Origin of the sequence: Pontibacter ummariensis (assembly GCF_900188175.1) — a bacterium.
In the GTDB taxonomy this organism is placed as follows: Bacteria; Bacteroidota; Bacteroidia; order Cytophagales; family Hymenobacteraceae; genus Pontibacter; species Pontibacter ummariensis.
The window spans coordinates 35301-52305 of sequence record NZ_FZOQ01000003.1; the positions used below are offsets into that span (position 1 = coordinate 35301).

17 protein-coding genes are annotated in these 17005 nt (G+C 51.1%); 8 read left to right on the top strand and 9 right to left on the bottom strand.

All coding sequences use genetic code 11. The annotated features are described in order from the left end of the window. Positions 1-94 precede the first annotated feature (94 nt). The 5 genes from scpB to pdhA all read right to left on the bottom strand — a co-directional run bounded on the left by scpB (position 95) and on the right by pdhA (position 4025). A complete protein-coding gene (gene scpB / locus CHB92_RS04180) occupies positions 95-658 on the bottom strand; it encodes an SMC-Scp complex subunit ScpB (protein WP_089317930.1) in 564 nt (187 codons plus the stop codon). 12 nt (positions 659-670) lie between these two features. Then, entirely contained in the window at positions 671-1060 is a 390-nt protein-coding gene (locus CHB92_RS04185) for a TraR/DksA family transcriptional regulator (RefSeq protein WP_089317931.1), read from the bottom strand. Positions 1061-1557: 497 nt separating this feature from the next. Beyond that, positions 1558-2034, bottom strand: a complete 477-nt coding sequence (gene ribH, locus CHB92_RS04190) for a 6,7-dimethyl-8-ribityllumazine synthase (RefSeq protein WP_089317932.1) — start codon at positions 2032-2034, stop codon at positions 1558-1560. Between the two features lie 106 nt (positions 2035-2140). Continuing rightward, the gene (locus CHB92_RS04195) at positions 2141-2860 is read right to left on the bottom strand and encodes a tetratricopeptide repeat protein (protein WP_089317933.1); all 720 of its coding nucleotides are present in this window, start codon (positions 2858-2860) and stop codon (positions 2141-2143) included. Positions 2861-2978: 118 nt separating this feature from the next. Further along, positions 2979-4025: a pyruvate dehydrogenase (acetyl-transferring) E1 component subunit alpha gene (gene pdhA, locus CHB92_RS04200; protein ID WP_089317934.1), complete on the bottom strand. Its 1047-nt coding sequence runs from the start codon at positions 4023-4025 to the stop codon at positions 2979-2981. Positions 4026-4160: 135 nt separating this feature from the next. Between pdhA and recF the strand changes: the two genes are divergently transcribed. From recF to CHB92_RS04225, 5 genes are all read left to right on the top strand, one after another. Continuing rightward, positions 4161-5270 carry a DNA replication/repair protein RecF gene (recF, locus tag CHB92_RS04205; protein WP_089317935.1) on the top strand — a complete coding sequence of 370 codons (1110 nt, stop codon included), beginning with the start codon at positions 4161-4163 and terminating at the stop codon, positions 5268-5270. Positions 5271-5321: 51 nt separating this feature from the next. Then, a complete protein-coding gene (locus CHB92_RS04210) occupies positions 5322-5843 on the top strand; it encodes a DUF1643 domain-containing protein (protein WP_089317936.1) in 522 nt (173 codons plus the stop codon). A gap of 116 nt (positions 5844-5959) precedes the next feature. Further along, on the top strand, positions 5960-6283 hold the full coding sequence (locus tag CHB92_RS04215) for a DUF721 domain-containing protein (protein WP_089317937.1): 324 nt from the start codon (positions 5960-5962) through the stop codon (positions 6281-6283). 63 nt (positions 6284-6346) lie between these two features. Continuing rightward, positions 6347-6901, top strand: a complete 555-nt coding sequence (locus tag CHB92_RS04220) for an acyl-CoA thioesterase (RefSeq protein ID WP_089317938.1) — start codon at positions 6347-6349, stop codon at positions 6899-6901. 150 nt (positions 6902-7051) lie between these two features. Next, positions 7052-8434, top strand: coding sequence for a M28 family metallopeptidase (locus CHB92_RS04225; RefSeq protein ID WP_089317939.1), 1383 nt, complete (start codon positions 7052-7054; stop codon positions 8432-8434). 72 nt (positions 8435-8506) lie between these two features. Here the strand turns inward: CHB92_RS04225 and CHB92_RS04230 are convergent, their stop codons facing one another. The 4 genes from CHB92_RS04230 to CHB92_RS04250 all read right to left on the bottom strand — a co-directional run bounded on the left by CHB92_RS04230 (position 8507) and on the right by CHB92_RS04250 (position 12039). Beyond that, entirely contained in the window at positions 8507-8773 is a 267-nt protein-coding gene (locus CHB92_RS04230) for a hypothetical protein (RefSeq protein ID WP_089317940.1), read from the bottom strand. A 136-nt stretch (positions 8774-8909) separates the two neighbouring features. Then, on the bottom strand, positions 8910-9635 hold the full coding sequence (locus tag CHB92_RS04235; protein ID WP_089317941.1) for a head GIN domain-containing protein: 726 nt from the start codon (positions 9633-9635) through the stop codon (positions 8910-8912). Positions 9636-9836: 201 nt separating this feature from the next. Further along, on the bottom strand, positions 9837-10208 hold the full coding sequence (locus tag CHB92_RS04240) for a hypothetical protein (RefSeq protein WP_089317942.1): 372 nt from the start codon (positions 10206-10208) through the stop codon (positions 9837-9839). Positions 10209-10458: 250 nt separating this feature from the next. Next, on the bottom strand, positions 10459-12039 hold the full coding sequence (locus CHB92_RS04250) for a rhomboid family intramembrane serine protease (protein WP_089317944.1): 1581 nt from the start codon (positions 12037-12039) through the stop codon (positions 10459-10461). A gap of 126 nt (positions 12040-12165) precedes the next feature. Here CHB92_RS04250 and CHB92_RS04255 point away from each other — a divergent pair, with 126 nt between their 5' ends. The 3 genes from CHB92_RS04255 to CHB92_RS04270 all read left to right on the top strand — a co-directional run bounded on the left by CHB92_RS04255 (position 12166) and on the right by CHB92_RS04270 (position 16948). Next, the gene (locus CHB92_RS04255; RefSeq protein ID WP_089318180.1) at positions 12166-12972 is read left to right on the top strand and encodes an N-formylglutamate amidohydrolase; all 807 of its coding nucleotides are present in this window, start codon (positions 12166-12168) and stop codon (positions 12970-12972) included. 814 nt (positions 12973-13786) lie between these two features. Continuing rightward, positions 13787-16129 (top strand): TonB-dependent receptor, encoded by a 2343-nt coding sequence (locus CHB92_RS04265; RefSeq protein WP_089317946.1) that lies wholly within the window; start codon positions 13787-13789, stop codon positions 16127-16129. A gap of 21 nt (positions 16130-16150) precedes the next feature. After that, entirely contained in the window at positions 16151-16948 is a 798-nt protein-coding gene (locus CHB92_RS04270; RefSeq protein ID WP_089317947.1) for a DUF4249 domain-containing protein, read from the top strand. Positions 16949-17005 lie beyond the last annotated feature (57 nt).

Consider the following 17005-nt stretch of genomic DNA (forward strand, 5'->3'; position numbering starts at 1 on the left):
AATAAATTTATAGATGCAGTATCGCTACTGTACCTGTTTACGTGCAGTATTAATTCGGAATCGTAGAATGTGGGTTTAATTGTTGCCGAACGCACTAGTCGGCCACTTCACCAATGGTATTTTCTTCGGTGGCGAAGTCTTTCAGTTGAGGGAGGTCCTTGATATGGTTGATACCAAAGTAATCCATGAATTTCTGAGAGGTACCATAGAGCACAGGGCGGCCAATGGTATCGGCTTTTCCCTTTATCTCTATCAGCTCTTTCTCTAGCAACTTATGAATGGCATAGTCGCACCCCACACCACGAATTTGCTCGATGGCCGAGCGCGTGATCGGTTGCTTGTAGGCGATAATTGTCAGCGTCTCTAAAGAAGACGCTGACAACTTCTTCTTTGTCTTATGCTTGAGGTAAGTACTTACCGTATCCTGGTACTCCGGTTTGGTGAGAAACTGGTATCCTCCTCCGATCGCATAGATCTGGAAGGCAAATCCCTCCTCCAACAACCGCTCGTTTATGCCTTCAATGGCTTCCAGCACATCGCTTACAAGTAACTCTTCCATGCCAAGTGCCTCCTGAAGGCAACGCTGGATTTCTTCGATACTAATTGGCGACTGGGCACAGAAAACAAGTGCCTGAATATGGTTTTGTAGAATATTCAAGTGGTAAAAGTACTAGTCGTTACGCTGAAGTTTTGCTTCAATTGAGTGTTGCGTGTGCGGTACGGCACGCAGTCTTTCTTTCGGAATCAGTTTGCCTGTAACAATGCAAACCCCGTAAGTGCCATTCTTAATGCGGATCAGGGCGTTCTCCAGCTGCTGCATGAACTTCATCTGGCGTGAAGCCAGCTGGTTCAGGCTTTCTTTCTCAGCCGTATCAGCGCCGTCCTCCAATACTTTGGTAGGGGATGCTGTGTTATCAGTTCCTGAATCGTTACGGCGGCTCAGGGTTTCCTTAATAAAGGCCACTTCCTTGCGCGCATTCGTCAACTTCTCCTGAATGATGTTTTCGAACTCCAATAACTCCTCTCTGGAATAACGCTGTTTTTCTTCGTTTGTGCTCATTCTACTATTAGAACTTAATTATAGCTTTAACCCCTGTTGTGGCAAACTAAACTATAACTCTAAGTTAATTTTCAGGCACATAACACACGTGCACGATTTTAAGTTTAGTTTGCAAGTACTCTTTTAAATGCTTAGCCAGATTTGCAGTAGTATGTGGTGGTCAGGCTAAAATTTGTGCAAAAATAACAGATATCTGAATACTTTACTATTTATAACTATAAATAAACCCTTTTTGTCCCAACCAATTGCCTCATTTTCTGATAATAGTAGACCAAGTCTCCCCTTTCGCTGTTTATAGCTCTTTGAAACCCCTGTCTGTGTTTAAACAATTGTTATCTGCCTCCTACCTCGCCTTGTCTGACAGGCAGCAACTGGAAACATTTGGGTAACACAGGTAGAGCATTACTAAGGCTCTAAATCTCATCAGCTAAAAAAACGCAAAAGCGGGCAGGCTCCTACTACAGGAGCCTGCCCGCTTTGTTTAACCTGTCTTTATCTTAGAAGCTCAGCATCCGGACAGCGGCCGCTGCGGCCTCTACGCCCTTGTTACCGTGCTTGCCTCCTGCCCTATCCAGCGCCTGCTCCAGTGTATTGGTGGTCACAAGGCCAAAGGACACCGGCTTGTTGTACTTCATGGACACATGGGTGATGCCCTGCGCTACAGCATGGTTGATGTAGTCGTCGTGCTTAGTGTCGCCCTTAATAACAACCCCAATGCAAATCACTGCATCAATCTCTTCCTGCTGTGCCAGAAACTGCGCCCCTAGCGTCAGCTCAAAGCTGCCAGGCACGGTATTGATGAAGATATTCTCTTTCCTGGCTCCATGCTCCAGCAAGGTGTCTACAGCTCCCTGGCAGAGGGTACCGGTAATATCATCGTGCCATTCCGAAACAACTATCCCGAACATCTTCTCAGAGATGTCAGCCAGGTTTTCCTTGTTGTACTCGCTCAGGTTTTTAAGTGATGTCGCCATGCTTTGTTTCGTTATTCATTAATCGTTTTACGCCATGTCCAAATAAAAAAGCGCTTTTGCCTGGCTTACCAGCACAAAAGCGCTTTTTAAAGAAGGCCAGGGCCTTCTATTCTGCTTGGTTGCCGCCTGCCAGTAGTTCGGCACGGGCTTTATACTTTTTGGCGTCTGCTACCTCGGCCGAGGTCACAAAATCCGTGATGATCTCTTCATACACTTCTACAGCCGCGGCATAATTGTTATCAGCCTCGTAAGCGATACCTGCTTTCATCAGGTACTGCGGCGAAAAGTACGGGTTCGGGTTGTAGTTAGCCGCTTTGATATACAGCTCAGCAGCCTCTTGGTTCTTGCCTTGCTCCAACAGGGCATCGCCTGTCAGGCTATAGGCACGGGCCTGCAGCAGGTAATCATCCGACTCAAACTCCTGTAAACGCGCTACGGCTGCCTCGTACTGTCCTTGCTTCAGCAACGCTACGCCGGCGTAGAAATTAGCTAAGTTACCAGCCTCTGTACCGCTGTACTCATCTGCGATCTGCAATAAGCCTTCATACTGGCCATCGCCCTCCAGGGCTTTGCTCAGGGAGTCGGCTTCAAAGTAATAAACCGCCTGAAACATAGCCTGCTGAGCTTCCCGGTTCTGGGTGCTACGGTAGTTGTAATACAAAAAGCCAGCCACGATAAGTGCAGCGATAGCGGCAAAGACAACGAGCAGCTTTGTTTTGTTTCTCTTTACGAAATCCTCTGACTGTGTCAAACGGTCTGCCAATGCATCCGGATTCTCCACCAGCTCCTCAAACTCGTTGTGCTTCTTAACTGATTCTTTTGCCATTAGTATTAGTGAAATGATAAATTCAAAATTAGGAATTAAAAATGGTTTTAAGCAATATTCCTAATGCCTGAACATCAAAATAATATTTTTTAATTCCTAACTCTGAAATATTTGTGACTTAATCCATTATGTATGGATAGTCGCTCTCCACATAGATGTCTGTGTAAAGCTCTGAAGGATCTGGGTAAGGAGAGTCTTCTGCAAACTGCACCGCATCAGCTACACGCTGCTTCACTTGCTCGTCGATCTGCTCGAGTTCTTCTTCTGTTGCCCAGTTGTTTTCCAGGATAGTTGCTCGTACAGCCTCGATCGGGTCTTTGCCTTTGTAATCTTCCAGTTCCTCTTTCGTTCTGTACTTGGCAGGGTCAGACATAGAGTGCCCTTTGTAGCGGTAAGTCCTGAACTCCAGCAAGGTTGGGCCTTCGCCGGCACGCGCACGCTCAGCAGCTCTTGCTACCGCCTCATGCACATCCTCCACGCTCATGGCGTTTACAGGCTCAGATGGCATGTCGTACGCCTCGCCTAAGGTGTAAAGATCAGTGACGTTAGAAGTACGCTGTACCGAAGTACCCATGGCGTACCCGTTGTTTTCGATCACGAAGATCACTGGCAGTTTCCAGGTCATGGCCATGTTCAGGGCCTCGTGGAAGGCACCCTGACGCACCGCGCCGTCGCCCATAGAGCACACACACAGGTTGCCTGTCTTATTGTATTTCTCAGCAAAGGCAATACCAGCGCCCATTGGCACCTGAGCACCCACAATACCGTGGCCACCCATAAAGTTTACTTCTTTATCGAAGATGTGCATGGAGCCGCCTTTCCCTTTAGAACAGCCAGTCGCTTTGGCAAACAACTCTGCCATTACTGCACCCGGGTCTGTACCTAAGGCCAGTGGGTGTGCATGATCGCGGTAAGCCGTGATCCACTTATCGTCTTTTGTAAGCGCACTTACAGCACCGGCAGCACAAGCTTCCTGTCCTATGTACAGGTGACAAAAGCCCTTGATTTTCTGCTGGCCATACAGCTGGCCTGCTTTCTCCTCGAAGCGGCGCATGAGTTTCATCGACTCAAACCACTGCATGTAGGTTTCTTTTGAAAACTTTGGCTCAGCCTGTACCTTTGCTTTCGCCGACTTCGCTTTTGCCTTTTCTTTCGTATCAGCCATGAGTAATAGTCTATGCGTTTTTAAGATGTCCGTTTATACTTCGCGGCATATAACCGCTTAGTCCTGCGGCAAATATAAGCCACAGACGGTTTTAGCATGCGAAATTAAGGAAAAAGATATCAAAGTAGAAATTAAATGCTCCTCGAAAATCTCAGTTTGCTGTTCTTCAAGAACTATGAAGAAGCGTCCCTTAGCTTCTCGGAGCATATCAACTGCTTTATTGGCGATAACGGCAGCGGTAAAACGAATTTACTGGACGCCATTTATTACCTCTCTATGACCAGGAGCGCCTTTCCGGGCACAGAGGCTCAGAGCGTAAAGCAGGGCGAGGACTTCTTTATGGTGAAGGGCCGTTTTGAGGTGGAAGGCAGCAAGCACACGGTGCAGGTAAGCCTGAAGCAAGGCCAGAAAAAGACCGTAATGCATAACAAGGTGTTGTACGAAAAGATGAGCGAGCACATTGGCCGTTTTCCGGTCGTACTCATCTCCCCTTACGACACCGACCTGATCCGGGAGGGCAGCGAAGAACGCCGCAGGTACTTTGACAGCCTAATCTCGCAGCTAAACCATGCTTACCTGGAGCAGCTGATCCAGTACAACCACATCCTGAAGCAGCGCAACTCCCTGCTGAAGCAGTTTGCCGAGCGCCACTACTACGACCAGGAGTACCTGCAGGTATTGAATGAACAACTCGTACCCCTCGGCGAACAATTGGCGCAGGAGCGGCAGAACTTCCTGCAGGAGTTCATTCCTATCTTTCAGAAGCACTACCACCACATCTCGGGCAGTAGCGAAGAAGTGAGCCTGACCTACAAAAGCCAGCTGGAGGAAGACGGTTTTGCCCAGAAACTTCGGCAAGCAGAGCGTAAAGACCTGGCCCTGCAGCGCACTACCGTAGGCCCGCACAAAGATGACTTCGTTTTCCTGATGGACGGTAACCCTGTGAAGAGCTTCGGTTCGCAGGGGCAGCAAAAAAGCTACGTTATCGCCCTGAAGCTGGCCCACTTTGAGGTGGTGGACCAACGGCAGCACCACAAGCCCCTGCTCCTGCTCGACGATATCTTCGACCGCCTGGATGAGAAGCGCATTACGCAACTCATGCAAATGGTGGCCGCCCACACCTTCGGCCAGATCTTCCTGACAGACACCCACCTGGAGCGCACCGACAAAATTTTAGAGGGCCTCTCGGAGAGTATCCGTAGATTTGAGGTGAAGGAAGGAACGGTAAAGGTGATAAGGGATTGATCTTTGTCGTCCGCCCTTTCAAATACTGTTTCAGTGTAGGCTTACCTCTAAATGGGAATATCTCAAGTAGACTTATATCAGATCAATTCAGACAACACCCTAAGGTTTGTTTTAGGGAAAAAGGGGGTAAAACCTCTTGTTGCTGTTGGGCTAAACCCAAGCACAACAGATCATAACATGACTGTTTCTAAAGTTGCCGGTTTCGCACAGCGGAACGGGTACGACAGTTTTATCATGTTAAATCTCTATCCTCAGCGGTCAACGTCCCCCAATGGCATGGACCTTATGCTAAATTCCGAGCACCATGCAGCGAACCTAAAAGCAATAGTGGAGTGCCTGCAACAGTATAAACAGGTTGACCTTTTAGCCGCCTGGGGAGAGCCGATAAAAGCAAGACGGTTCTTGGTCACCTGCCTTTCGGAAATAAATGCTTCGGTTAGTGATTTAAACGTAAAATGGTGGCAAATTGGAAGGATGACGAAAAGTGGTCACCCGAGGCATCCTTCCCGGGCTAGTTACAGCGCCGGAATGCAAAACCTTTGTATCGCCAGCTATTTAGCAGCTATCAAGTAACTAACATATTTTCCAAAAGCCGGGCAGCAGAAGCCAATAAAGGTTAACTTGACGCGCTTTTGAATGTACTCAGCTTATTCACTCGTTCAAAATTCATTTAATTAAAATTCCCACACGTGCGCTACTACAAGAAGAAAGAGGAGATTGACAGACGGAAAGCCGACATACAGCCGATCGGGGAAAGCCTGAAGGCACTGATGAAGGCTTACCGGCTGCAGGGCAAGCTGAGCGAAGTGCATATTGTGCAGAGTTGGGAAAAGATCATGGGCAAGCCTATTGCCCTGAAGACGCAGGAGCTTTACTTTAAGGATCATAAGCTGTTCGTGCGCCTTACCTCGGCCCCCCTAAAGCACGAACTCAATATGTCGAAAAAAAAGGTGATCGAGCTGCTGAACCTGGAGGTGGGCGACGAGATCGTGAAGGATGTGATCTTCCTGTAAGCGCAACAGCCAAAAGGGTATCACAGTATAGCTTATACATTCACGTGAAACTATACTTTAACTATGGCTATTCCTGCCTTCCGCCCCGTTTCTTACTCCTGCACGACCCTCACAGAGCTCATGATTCCGAGCTATGCCAACTTCGGGGGGAAAATACACGGCGGCACCCTGCTCTCCCTCATGGACAAGGTAGCCTATGCCTGCGCCGCAAAGCATGCCGGCAACTACTGCGTTACGGTATCGGTGCATGGGGTAAACTTTCTGCAACCAGTTGAGGTGGGAGAGCTCGTGTCGCTATTGGCCTCGGTGAACTATGTAGGCAACACCTCGCTGATGGTAGGTATAAAAGTGATCTCTGAAAACGTAAAGTCCGGCTTCGTGAAGCATACCAACACCTCCTACTTTACCATGGTGGCCAAGGGGGATGACGACAAGCCCGCGAAAGTGCCGGGCCTGACCCTGGAGACCCGCGAAGACGCCCGGCGTTTTCTGGAGGCGATCAAACGCAAAGAGCTCTCCAAGCGCTACCAGATCGAACTGGACAACACCAAGACCATCCTGCATGTAGACGAGGAGCTGCACTTGCTGCAGCAGGAACGCTGCAAGCTGGCCTTCTAGGTTTACTGTAAGAAAGTTCTGCTTGTTTGGCCCTTGTAGCACGGCTTATATAACATAAGACAGTACAGAGCGCCTCATAACTGTCAGCACAATGACTTTTGGCCGGTATTTTGTATCTTTAGGGTTTACTACTCTTACCTTAAATACAAGATGACCTATAAATCAAACCTCACCCGACTGCTGGCGCCCGTAATGCTGGCAGGTTTACTTTTTACCAACCCTCTCCAAAGCAAGGCACAGGAAGTAGTGCCACAGGACGATGAGATCAAGCAGATGGTTGACCAGATCTCTGCGAAGAACCTGAGAGATTTGGTGCAAAAAATGGAGAACTTTGGCACCCGCCACTCGCTTAGCACCACGACCAGCAAAAAGGAAGGCATTGGCGCTGCCCGCGAGTGGGTAAAGTCTGAGTTCGAGAAATACGCTAAAAACTCCAACGGCCGCATGACCGTGGAGATGGACCGTTACATTGTGAAAGCAGACGGACGCCGTATCCCGCAAGACGTGGAAATGGCCAACGTGATGGCGATACTAAAAGGTACTGACCCGAACGATGACCGTGTGATTATTGTAGGTGGCCACCTCGATTCGCGTGCTACCGACGTGATGGATGCCAAAAGCAAAGCACCGGGCGCCAACGACGATGCCTCAGGGGTAGCCATGGTGATGGAAATGGCCCGCATTATGGCCTCCAAAGATTTCCCGGCAACGTTGGTGTTCGTGGCCTTCCAGGGGGAAGAACAAGGGCTCTACGGCTCCCGCCATTTAGCAGAGCGTGCCAAAAAAGAGAACTGGAACCTGGTGGCTATGCTCAACAACGATATTGTAGGTAACTCTTACTCTGCGGAAACCGGCCTGCACGACAACACCACCGTACGCGTGTTCAGCGAAGGCACCCCAGCAAATGAGACAGAAGAGCAGGCACGCCTGCGAAAACTCCTGGGCGCTGAGAACGACAGCCCGAGCCGTAATCTGGCCCGCTATATGGAGAACACCGGCGAGAAATACGTTGACCAAATGGATGTAGTGTTGGTGCACCGCACAGACCGCTTCCTGCGCGGCGGCGACCATACGCCTTTTAACCAGAATGGCTTTGCGGCCGTGCGCATGAGCGAAACCAATGAGGACTTCGACCACCAGCACCAGGATGTGCGCAAGGAAGACGGCAAGCAGTACGGCGACCTGATCGAGTATATGGACTTTGAGTACCTGCGCAAGAACACAGGCGTGAACCTGGCCACCATGGCAAGCCTTGGCTGGGCACCGGCTGCCCCAGAGGAAGTAGGGGTGATCACCTCTAACCTTACAAACAAGACAGACCTTAAGTGGAAAGCACCGAGTAAAGGACAAAAGCCGGCAGGTTATTACGTGCTGATGCGCGAAACCAACAGTCCTGCCTGGGAAAAGAAATTCTTTGTAAAAGACACCAAAGCAACCCTCCCTTACTCAAAAGACAATTACTTCTTCGCCGTACAGGCGGTAGATGCAGAAGGACACGCTAGCCTTCCAGTATTACCTGTACCAGTACGTTAAGCAGCAGTAGACTTTTCAAAAAAGAAGGGGCCGTACAGCTTGTACCGGCCCCTTCTTTTTTGCTTAACCCTCTTAGTCTTCCCGGCTCACCAGCTTGCTGAACACGCCGTCCGGCTCGTGCAGCAAGGCCAGCTTGCTGTGTTCGAACTCCTTAAAGAACTCTTCCCAGCTAATCTCTTTCAGGTCATCGTCATTGCTCTTCTCAGGGAAGTGGATGCGCAGCAGCCCCAGGCCCTCGCCATCATCCTCGGTCCCTTTCACAATGGCGGGCACACCACCCTGTTCCTTCGCCCACTTCTTTATCTCTTCATGATCGGTTGTTTTCTTCGCAGTACTCATAGTTTTATCGTTTTAGGTCGTTCATTTTCTGCTTTTACCTATACGGGGTGCTGTTAGTAAAGGATAGATAGCCATACAGACATAAAAAAGCAGCCTTTATGAAAGGCTGCTTTTCTGAGCTTATGTTATCAGGTGCTTATTTAATCCTTGATATTCTGGCGGCCGCCGATGTTTCGGAGGTGATGCTAGGGGTGCCCTTGTAATAGACAGCCGAAGCGCCTGAGGCGTCAATATCCAGCGCCTCTGTAGCATACACCCTTGCTTTGCTCGCACCGCTTGACTCTATCTTTACTCGGCTGGCCTGCAAATCGGCTGCGTTAACGTTAGAAGCACCCGAAACGTCCATAACCACTTCACCGGCTTTTCCACTCAGCGCCACTTTGCTGGCTCCGCTTAAATTACCAAGCAACTCCCGCGTGTCGAGGGTTAATTTAATGTCTGAGCCTCCGCTCGCGTCCAGCCTGAGTGCATTAGGCGTAAAGGTAGAGTTACCGATTACCTTCACGCCACCACTAATGTCCAGGTTGTTCAGTTCCTCTACTGTCACATAAGCTTTCATAGCTTTAGAGGTGGTAACACCCTTCTCATTGTAGATATGCAGCACACCATCCCGCACCTCTGTTCTGATGTTGTCCAGCAGGTTCTCATCAGCTTCCAGCCTTACGCCCTCATTGCTTCCTTTTGTAACCTCTACAATAAAACCGCCACTCACATCCAACCCGTTAAAATTAGACACCCTTCTGGACTCGGTCTTAATGTTCCCGTTGCCCCTGAGCTGCTGTGCCACAGCCGGCAGGTTTACCAGTAAAAAGCTCATCAGAAAAACAGCCAGGGCAGTCGTGTAAAATTTGATATTCTTCATAGTTCTAGGTATTAGTTTCGATTCATTTGTCTTTTCGCCAGGTGTTCCTGGCTACTCTTTGACTAAAAGATGCAGTAAAAAAGGAAAGGTTGCCTCGCGGACGAAAAAAAATTACCGGAACGCTTGCTGCAACGGCCTTTCGCCTCCAACAACTCCTGCCACGAAGCCGCACGAATACAACCAAAGACAAGGCTTGCTTACTTATGTTACGAGGTTTGGCTTGTTTATACTGAAATGAAAGACAAGAGCACCCAGCGCATAGGCTAAAATGTCCCAGGCATCGGCTGTATAGCGCGAAGAGAACAAGGGCAATAAACCTTCAAACACCAGGCTAAAAAGCAGTACAGCCAGCAAGACGTACTGCCACGGCAATACAAAGCCTGAATCCTGAAAGTATAGCCGCTCAGCCGCCAGCACAATAGTTAGCGACACAGGCAGGCAGAGCAGGTTATCCAGGTAAGCATGCAGGGGCCAGAGATAGCGGTTCGACAGCTCCAGCAACTGGTTCAGGCAGAACAGCAGCAAACTAACCAGGAAAACAGGGTGGCGCAGGGTTTGAAGGCCCGGTATCATACAGCCACTAATCCTACTAAGAGCATAATAGTACCCAGCACGATCAGAAAGATCTCCCCGGCCGTTAAGTCCGAAAAGTTAAACTTCCACTCCTTTTCAGGCTGGGGCAGGTATTCGCCGCAATAAGGGCACCGTTTATCGGACGCGGGTACTAGCCGCTTGCAGTTTGGGCAGGTTATAAGTTGCTCGTTTGTGTCTTCGCTTGCCAATTCGCTTTGGTTGATGTTGGTTTCTTATACGCAACATTTGGCTACCTGTCTTTTTTGGTAGTAATAAGCACAGCCCCGTTAGCCCCATCCGCTCCGAAGGCAGCAACGGCCTGAGGCTCCTGGAGCACCTCCATGCTTTCTATGTCATCAGGGGACAGGGTCAGGAGTTCTTCCGGCATATTTGCCTTGTCGCCATGCCCTACTTTTACGCCGTCCACCACGTACAGGGGCTGTCCAGAAGCGTTCTCTGAACTGCTGTCTGCTCCTTGCTCAAGCCCTCCGCCTTCCCGGGCCTCGTTCTGGCGGGCAATCTCACTGGCTTTGCCATTGCGCAGGCCCTGTAAGTAATAGTTGATAGCCTGCAGCAACTGTTGCTGTTCCGGATTCAGGAGCGGGCGTTCATGCAACAGGTCATCCCGCAGCATTTCAAAAGACTTTTTGCGCAGGCGCACATAATCCAGCAGTACGCTTACTTTATCGCGCTGCTCTCCCTCCACGTCATCTATGCCTTCCAGCAGCTGCTCACTCTCCTCCCACAGTACGATCCCTTGCGCCAGCGGCTGTTCAAAATCTGTCGCCTTTGCCTGCTCCCCCTCTTTTGCCAATGCCTGCATCACCTGCATGGCCTGTTCTTCTTTTTGCCCCACCTGATCCAGCACGTAAGCAAAACGTGCTTCCCCCGTAAGCGGGATCTGCATGTAAAACAGCAGCAGAAACACAACCCCAGCTCCCGCCATCAATGCATTTCCTACTACACTATAGCTTTGGGTGATTTGCCTGCGGGATCGGAACATCAGCACCGCTCCTAAAACCGCACCAGCTAGTAGTCCGCCGCTGTGAGCGGCATTGTCGATCCCCTCCTGCATGCCATAGCCCAGGTTCATGGCAATGATAAAGGCCATGTTCAGCAACATCGCTTTTTTCTCTTGCCAGGACATCCGCCGCTCTAACAGGAGCACAACGAGCAACATGCCGAACATGCCAAAGATGGCCCCGGAGGCTCCCACTCCTACCCGCGTGCTCTCCCACCACAGGCTTGCCAGGCTACCAGCCAGCCCACAAAGCACATACACAATCAGGAAAGGGACTCGCCCCACGAGGGGCTCCAACTGTCGCCCAATAGATACCAGCGCCAGCGTATTGAACAGCAGGTGCAGGATGCCGCCATGTAAAAAAGTGCAGGTAAGTAAGCGCCACCACTCACCTGACAGGGTCAGTGGGCCAAAGTTGGCCCCCAGGACTATCAAACTGCCAACTTCGGGGCTAAGTGGGTTAACACCGGCCATTACCATCACAAGGAACACAGCCAGGTTAATGTTCAGCAAAATAGGAGTCACGTAATAGTGAGGCTGGGGCACAAAGACCTGCAGGAAGCCTTTCACCTTTTCAAAGAAAGAGAGCGGTTCAGCGGCTTCCTCAGCTGCAGGCACCGGCTGCTCTTCCAGTCTTTGCGTTACTTCTGACCGCAACTGCTCCAGATCCGGAACAGGAAGCCCCCTCTTTTGTGCTTCATCTACAACAGCAAGTATCGCTTCCTCTTCGTATTTGCCGTACTCCTGCAGTATCTCGATCAACTGCCCGTCTTCTTTTTCAGCTACAACAGCTGCGTATTTGTTTTCCATTTGCAAATGTGCCTTGGTAAAGATAAGCATGTACCCGCCAACCCCAAAACTACATTTAGCTACTACAACAGCAGGATAACCTTCGGTAGCTGTACAAGGTACATCCTTAGCAAGAACACACAGGCTATGACACAAACAAAAATAGATACGCTTTACTATACCTTAACCCGTGGCGACAGCCCTTTGGTAGCGGCAGCCATTCATAACGGGCACGAAGTGCGCCACGATCTTAAAGACCTGTTTTACCTAACCCCTGATGAGCGGCTCCGGCAGGAGAATCCTTATACGGGCAGGTGGGCGAACCTGACAGATAACCAGATTATCGCCTACTATTCCCGCTTTGAACTGGACCTGAACCGCCCGCCGGAGAAAGCCGTTTACCGCAAGCCTGAAGACGCCTGGGGGCTGCAAGTGTGGAAAGAGGAACTGCCAGAGGAAATGGTGGAGGAGTCGGTGGGGCGCTATGAGCGGTTTTATAAGGATGTAAAGCAGATGCTGACAAAACTGGTGAAGGACCATGGCTGCCTTATCGTCTATGATCTGCACACTTACAACCATAAACCCGAAGGCCCGGAGGGCAAAGCAGCCGACCCGGACGAGAACCCGGAGGTAAACATTGGCACCAGCAACATGAATCGGGAGAAATGGGCTCCGGTGGTAGAGGCCCTGACCCACAGCCTTAGCTCCTATAACTACAGGGGGCGCCACCTAGACGTGCGCGAAAACGTCAAATTTAAAGGGGGCCATTTTGTGCACTGGATACATGATCTCTTTGGGGATGACGTCTGTGCCATGAGCATTTCCTTTAAGAAGTTCTTTATGGATGAGTGGACAGGTGAGCCAGACGAGATACAGGTGCACGAAATAAAAGCGGCCCTGGAACAGACGACCAAACCTGTACTAAAGGCTTTAACGGAAGTTTGCCAGGTTTAAAGGCGACACAGGCTTAGCAAACCAGGGATGAATGAAGCAACAACTGGTGCGGACCTATTTTCTTTCAACCTGAAGGGCGGTAAAGACAGCCAGAACGGAACTCTTTATGGAAGTAGCAGCCCCAGCACAAAGAACTGTAAAAACAAATACGGTTCCCCTATAAGGATAAGTAGTTGAAGGAAAGCAAGTTGTATTATAATAAGAGAAATGACAAAAATATTCAGCCTGATTTCTTTTAAAATAAGAAACCAATCTAGTACTTTTGCGCCCGAATTAAGGGAAACATATTTGCGGAAGGCTAATATAGATAGCCTGGCTTTAACTTCCAAATAGAAGCAGAAATTTTTTCTGATTATTTCCTTTTTTCCCTGTTTAATAAAGTACAGCAGATAAAGCAAGCGCTTGGCTGTATGCTAAGAAAGAAGTTTAAAGACTAAAGATAAGGTTAGATAAAGTTTAGATTAGTTTAGTTTGTTTTAAGGTGAGAGAAAGCCCTGGCCATTTTGGCGGGGCTTTTCTCATTTAGAATGGTTGCGTCCTGCAGGGGGTGCCCCTCTTACTAAGATGATATTGCTATAGCTGCTAAACTACGTCCTGTGTTTGTGCGGGTTTATACATAAAACCAGCACGTTCATATAAAAACACGACAAACTAAATCAGCCCCTCTTTCCGCAAAGAAAAGAATAGCTAATTTTGCAACCGTTTTAATACCGGCACAAAAACGGAAAGCTAATATATAGAAAAGTCTATTATTAAGCAAACGTTACGGAAAGGTTATTAAAATATAACTACGCTACAAAACCTAAATAAAACTATGAGATTACCATTCGTAAAGGGCTACGTAGGGCTACTCCTGCTATGCTTGCTTGCCCTTCCTTCCCTGGCGCAGGAGAAAGTCACTTTGAGCGGCTACGTGAAAGACGGCTCCTCGGGCGAGGGGCTGATCGGGGCCTCGGTGAGCGTGCAGGAGCTGCCGGGCGTGGGCGTGGGCACCAACGAGTACGGCTTCTACTCCCTGACCCTGCCCAAGGGCTCCTACACCCTACTCTACAGCTACCTGGGCTACGTCACCCTCTCTAAGGAAGTGGTGCTTGCCGCCGGCCAGAAGCTGGACGCGGAGCTGAGCCAGAACGCCACCGCCCTCCAGGAAGTGGAGATCTCCACCCGCAAGGAGGACGAGAACGTGCGCTCGATGGAGATGAGCACCCTGAAGATGCAGGTGGCCGAGATCAAGGGCATGCCGGCCCTCTTGGGCGAGGTCGACATCGTGAAGGCTATCCAGATGACGCCGGGCGTGCAGACAGCTGGCGAGGGTACCTCCGGCTTCTACGTGCGCGGCGGCGGGGTGGACCAGAACCTCATCCTCCTGGACGAGGCCCCGGTCTACAACGCCTCTCACCTGATGGGCTTCTTCTCCGTCTTCAACGCCGACGCCATCAAGGACGTGCAGCTCTACAAGGGGGGCATCCCGGCCCAGCACGGCGGCAGGCTCTCCTCTCTGCTCGACATCAGGATGAAGGAGGGCAACAGCAAGAAGCTGGCCGTCTCGGGCGGCATCGGTACTATCTCCAGCCGCCTGACGGTAGAGGCTCCGATCATCGAGGACAAGAGCTCCTTTATCCTCTCGGGCCGCAGGACCTACGCCGACGTGTTCTTCGGGCTGAGCGGCGACGAGAACATCAAGGACAACCAGCTCTACTTCTACGACCTCAACGCCAAGGTCAACTACACTTTAAACGAGAAGAACAGGCTATTCGTGTCGGGCTACTTCGGCCGCGACATGGCCGGCAGCAAGAGCTTTATGATGGACTGGGGCAACGCCACGGCCACCCTGCGCTGGAACCACCTCTTTAGTGACAGGCTCTTTAGTAACACCACCCTCATCTTCTCTGACTTCGACTACGCCCTGGGCTCCAGAGAGAAGGAGTCGGAGTTCACCTGGAAGTCCCGCATCCGCGACTATGGCCTCAAGAACGACTACACCTACTTTTTAAGCCCCAACAGCCAGCTGCGCTTCGGCCTGCAGGCCACCTACCACAACTTCATGCCTGCTGAGGTAAAGCCGGGGCCGGAGTCCTACGTCAACAACCTTAAGCTCAACTCCACCAGCGCCCTGGAGGGGGCCCTGTACCTGAGCAACGAGCACCGGATAACAGACCGCCTGACGCTGGACTACGGCCTGCGCCTCTCCAGCTTCACCAACATGGGGCCGGGCAAGGTGTATACCTACGACGAGGCCTTCGAGACACCCATTGACACACTGGAGTACGGAAGGTTCGAGAAGATCAAAAGCTACGGGGGGCTGGAGCCGCGCCTCTCTGCCAAGTACGAGCTCAACGACATGAGCTCCATCAAGGCTTCCTATAACCGCACTTTACAGTACCTGCACTTGGTGTCTAACTCCACCTCCTCGCTACCCTTCGACGTGTGGATCCCGAGCAGCACCTACGTGAAGCCCCAGGTGGCAGACCAGGTGGCGGCCGGCTACTTTCGAAATTTTAAGGACAACACCTATGAGGGCTCCGTGGAGGTCTACTACAAGTGGATGGACAACCAGATCGACTACAAGGACTACGCGGAGATCTTCCTCAACGAGCGCCTGGAGACAGAGCTTCTGACAGGGACAGGTGAAGCCTACGGGGCCGAATTCTACCTCCGCAAGCAGAAGGGACTTCTGACGGGCTGGGTGAGCTACACGCTGGCTAAGACTGAGCGCACGGTGCCAGGCATCAACGGAGGGAAGGCTTACCCGCTGCGCTACGACCGCCGCCACTCGGGCAACCTGGTGCTGGCCTACCAGTTCAGCCCGAGCATCAGCCTGGGGGCCAGCTGGACCTATGCCACGGGCGGAGCCATCACCATGCCGGTGGGCCGCTACGAGTACAACGGCAAGACTTACCCGGTGTACTCGGAGCGCAACGGCTACCGCCTGCCCGACTACCACCGCCTGGACCTGTCGGCCACCTATGAGAAGCCGAAAAACGAGTTCAAGAAGTACAACAGCAGCTGGACGCTCTCTGTCTACAACGCCTACAACCGTAAGAACGCCTTCTCGATTTACTTCCGCGAAAGCGAGGACGACAGAACGAGAACAGAGGCCGTGAAGACCTACCTGTTCGGCATTATCCCCTCCCTCTCCTACAACTTCAACTTCTAACGCATAAACCGCATCAAGACTATGAACAAGACATTTCTGTATTTGCTGGCCATGCTAGTCTTAGGCCTGACCAGCTGTGAGGAGGTAATCGACTACGAGCTGGACACAGCTGAGACGAAGCTGGTGGTGGAAGGCCTGATTACTGACCAGCCGGGGCCCTACCAGGTGAGGCTCTCCAACACGAAAGGCTACCTGGATGAGGGAAGGACGCCGGGGGTGAACGGGGCGCTGGTCATCGTCTCCGACAACAAGGGGACAGTAGATACCCTGGAGCAAATAAGCGAGGGCGTTTACCAGACCACCAAGCTGCAGGGCCAGGCGGGCAACACCTACTTCCTGAGGGCTGTGGTGAGCGGCAAGGAGTACACCGCCCAGAGCTTTATGCCAGCTGTTACTCCCATTGACTCCCTGACCTTCGTGTACAAGCACTCGGCAGACGAGGATGACGACGGATACCACCCTTACATTCATTTCCGTGACCCGGCGGGCCGGGGCAACTACTACCGCTGGAACGTGTTCATAAACGGGGTGCTGGCCCCGGACGAGCTGGTGGTGCTCAACGATGACCTGTACGACGGCAACTACGGCCACGCCGACATGGGTTTCGCCCTGAAGAAGGGAGACAAACTGAAAGCGGAGCTCTACGCTGTGGACAAGCCGGCCTACGAGTTCTGGACGGCGCTGGTAAACCAGCAGAACAGCAGCGGTGGTCCCTTTGAGAGTACACCGGCCAATGCCCCAACCAACATCAGCAACGGGGCCATCGGCTACTTCGGTGCCTCTGCCGTATCGGCAATGGAAGCAGAAGTAAAAGAATAAACAAAACAACGTATAAAAGCAGAAGTCCCGGCGTTTGCCGGGGCTTCTGCTTTTACA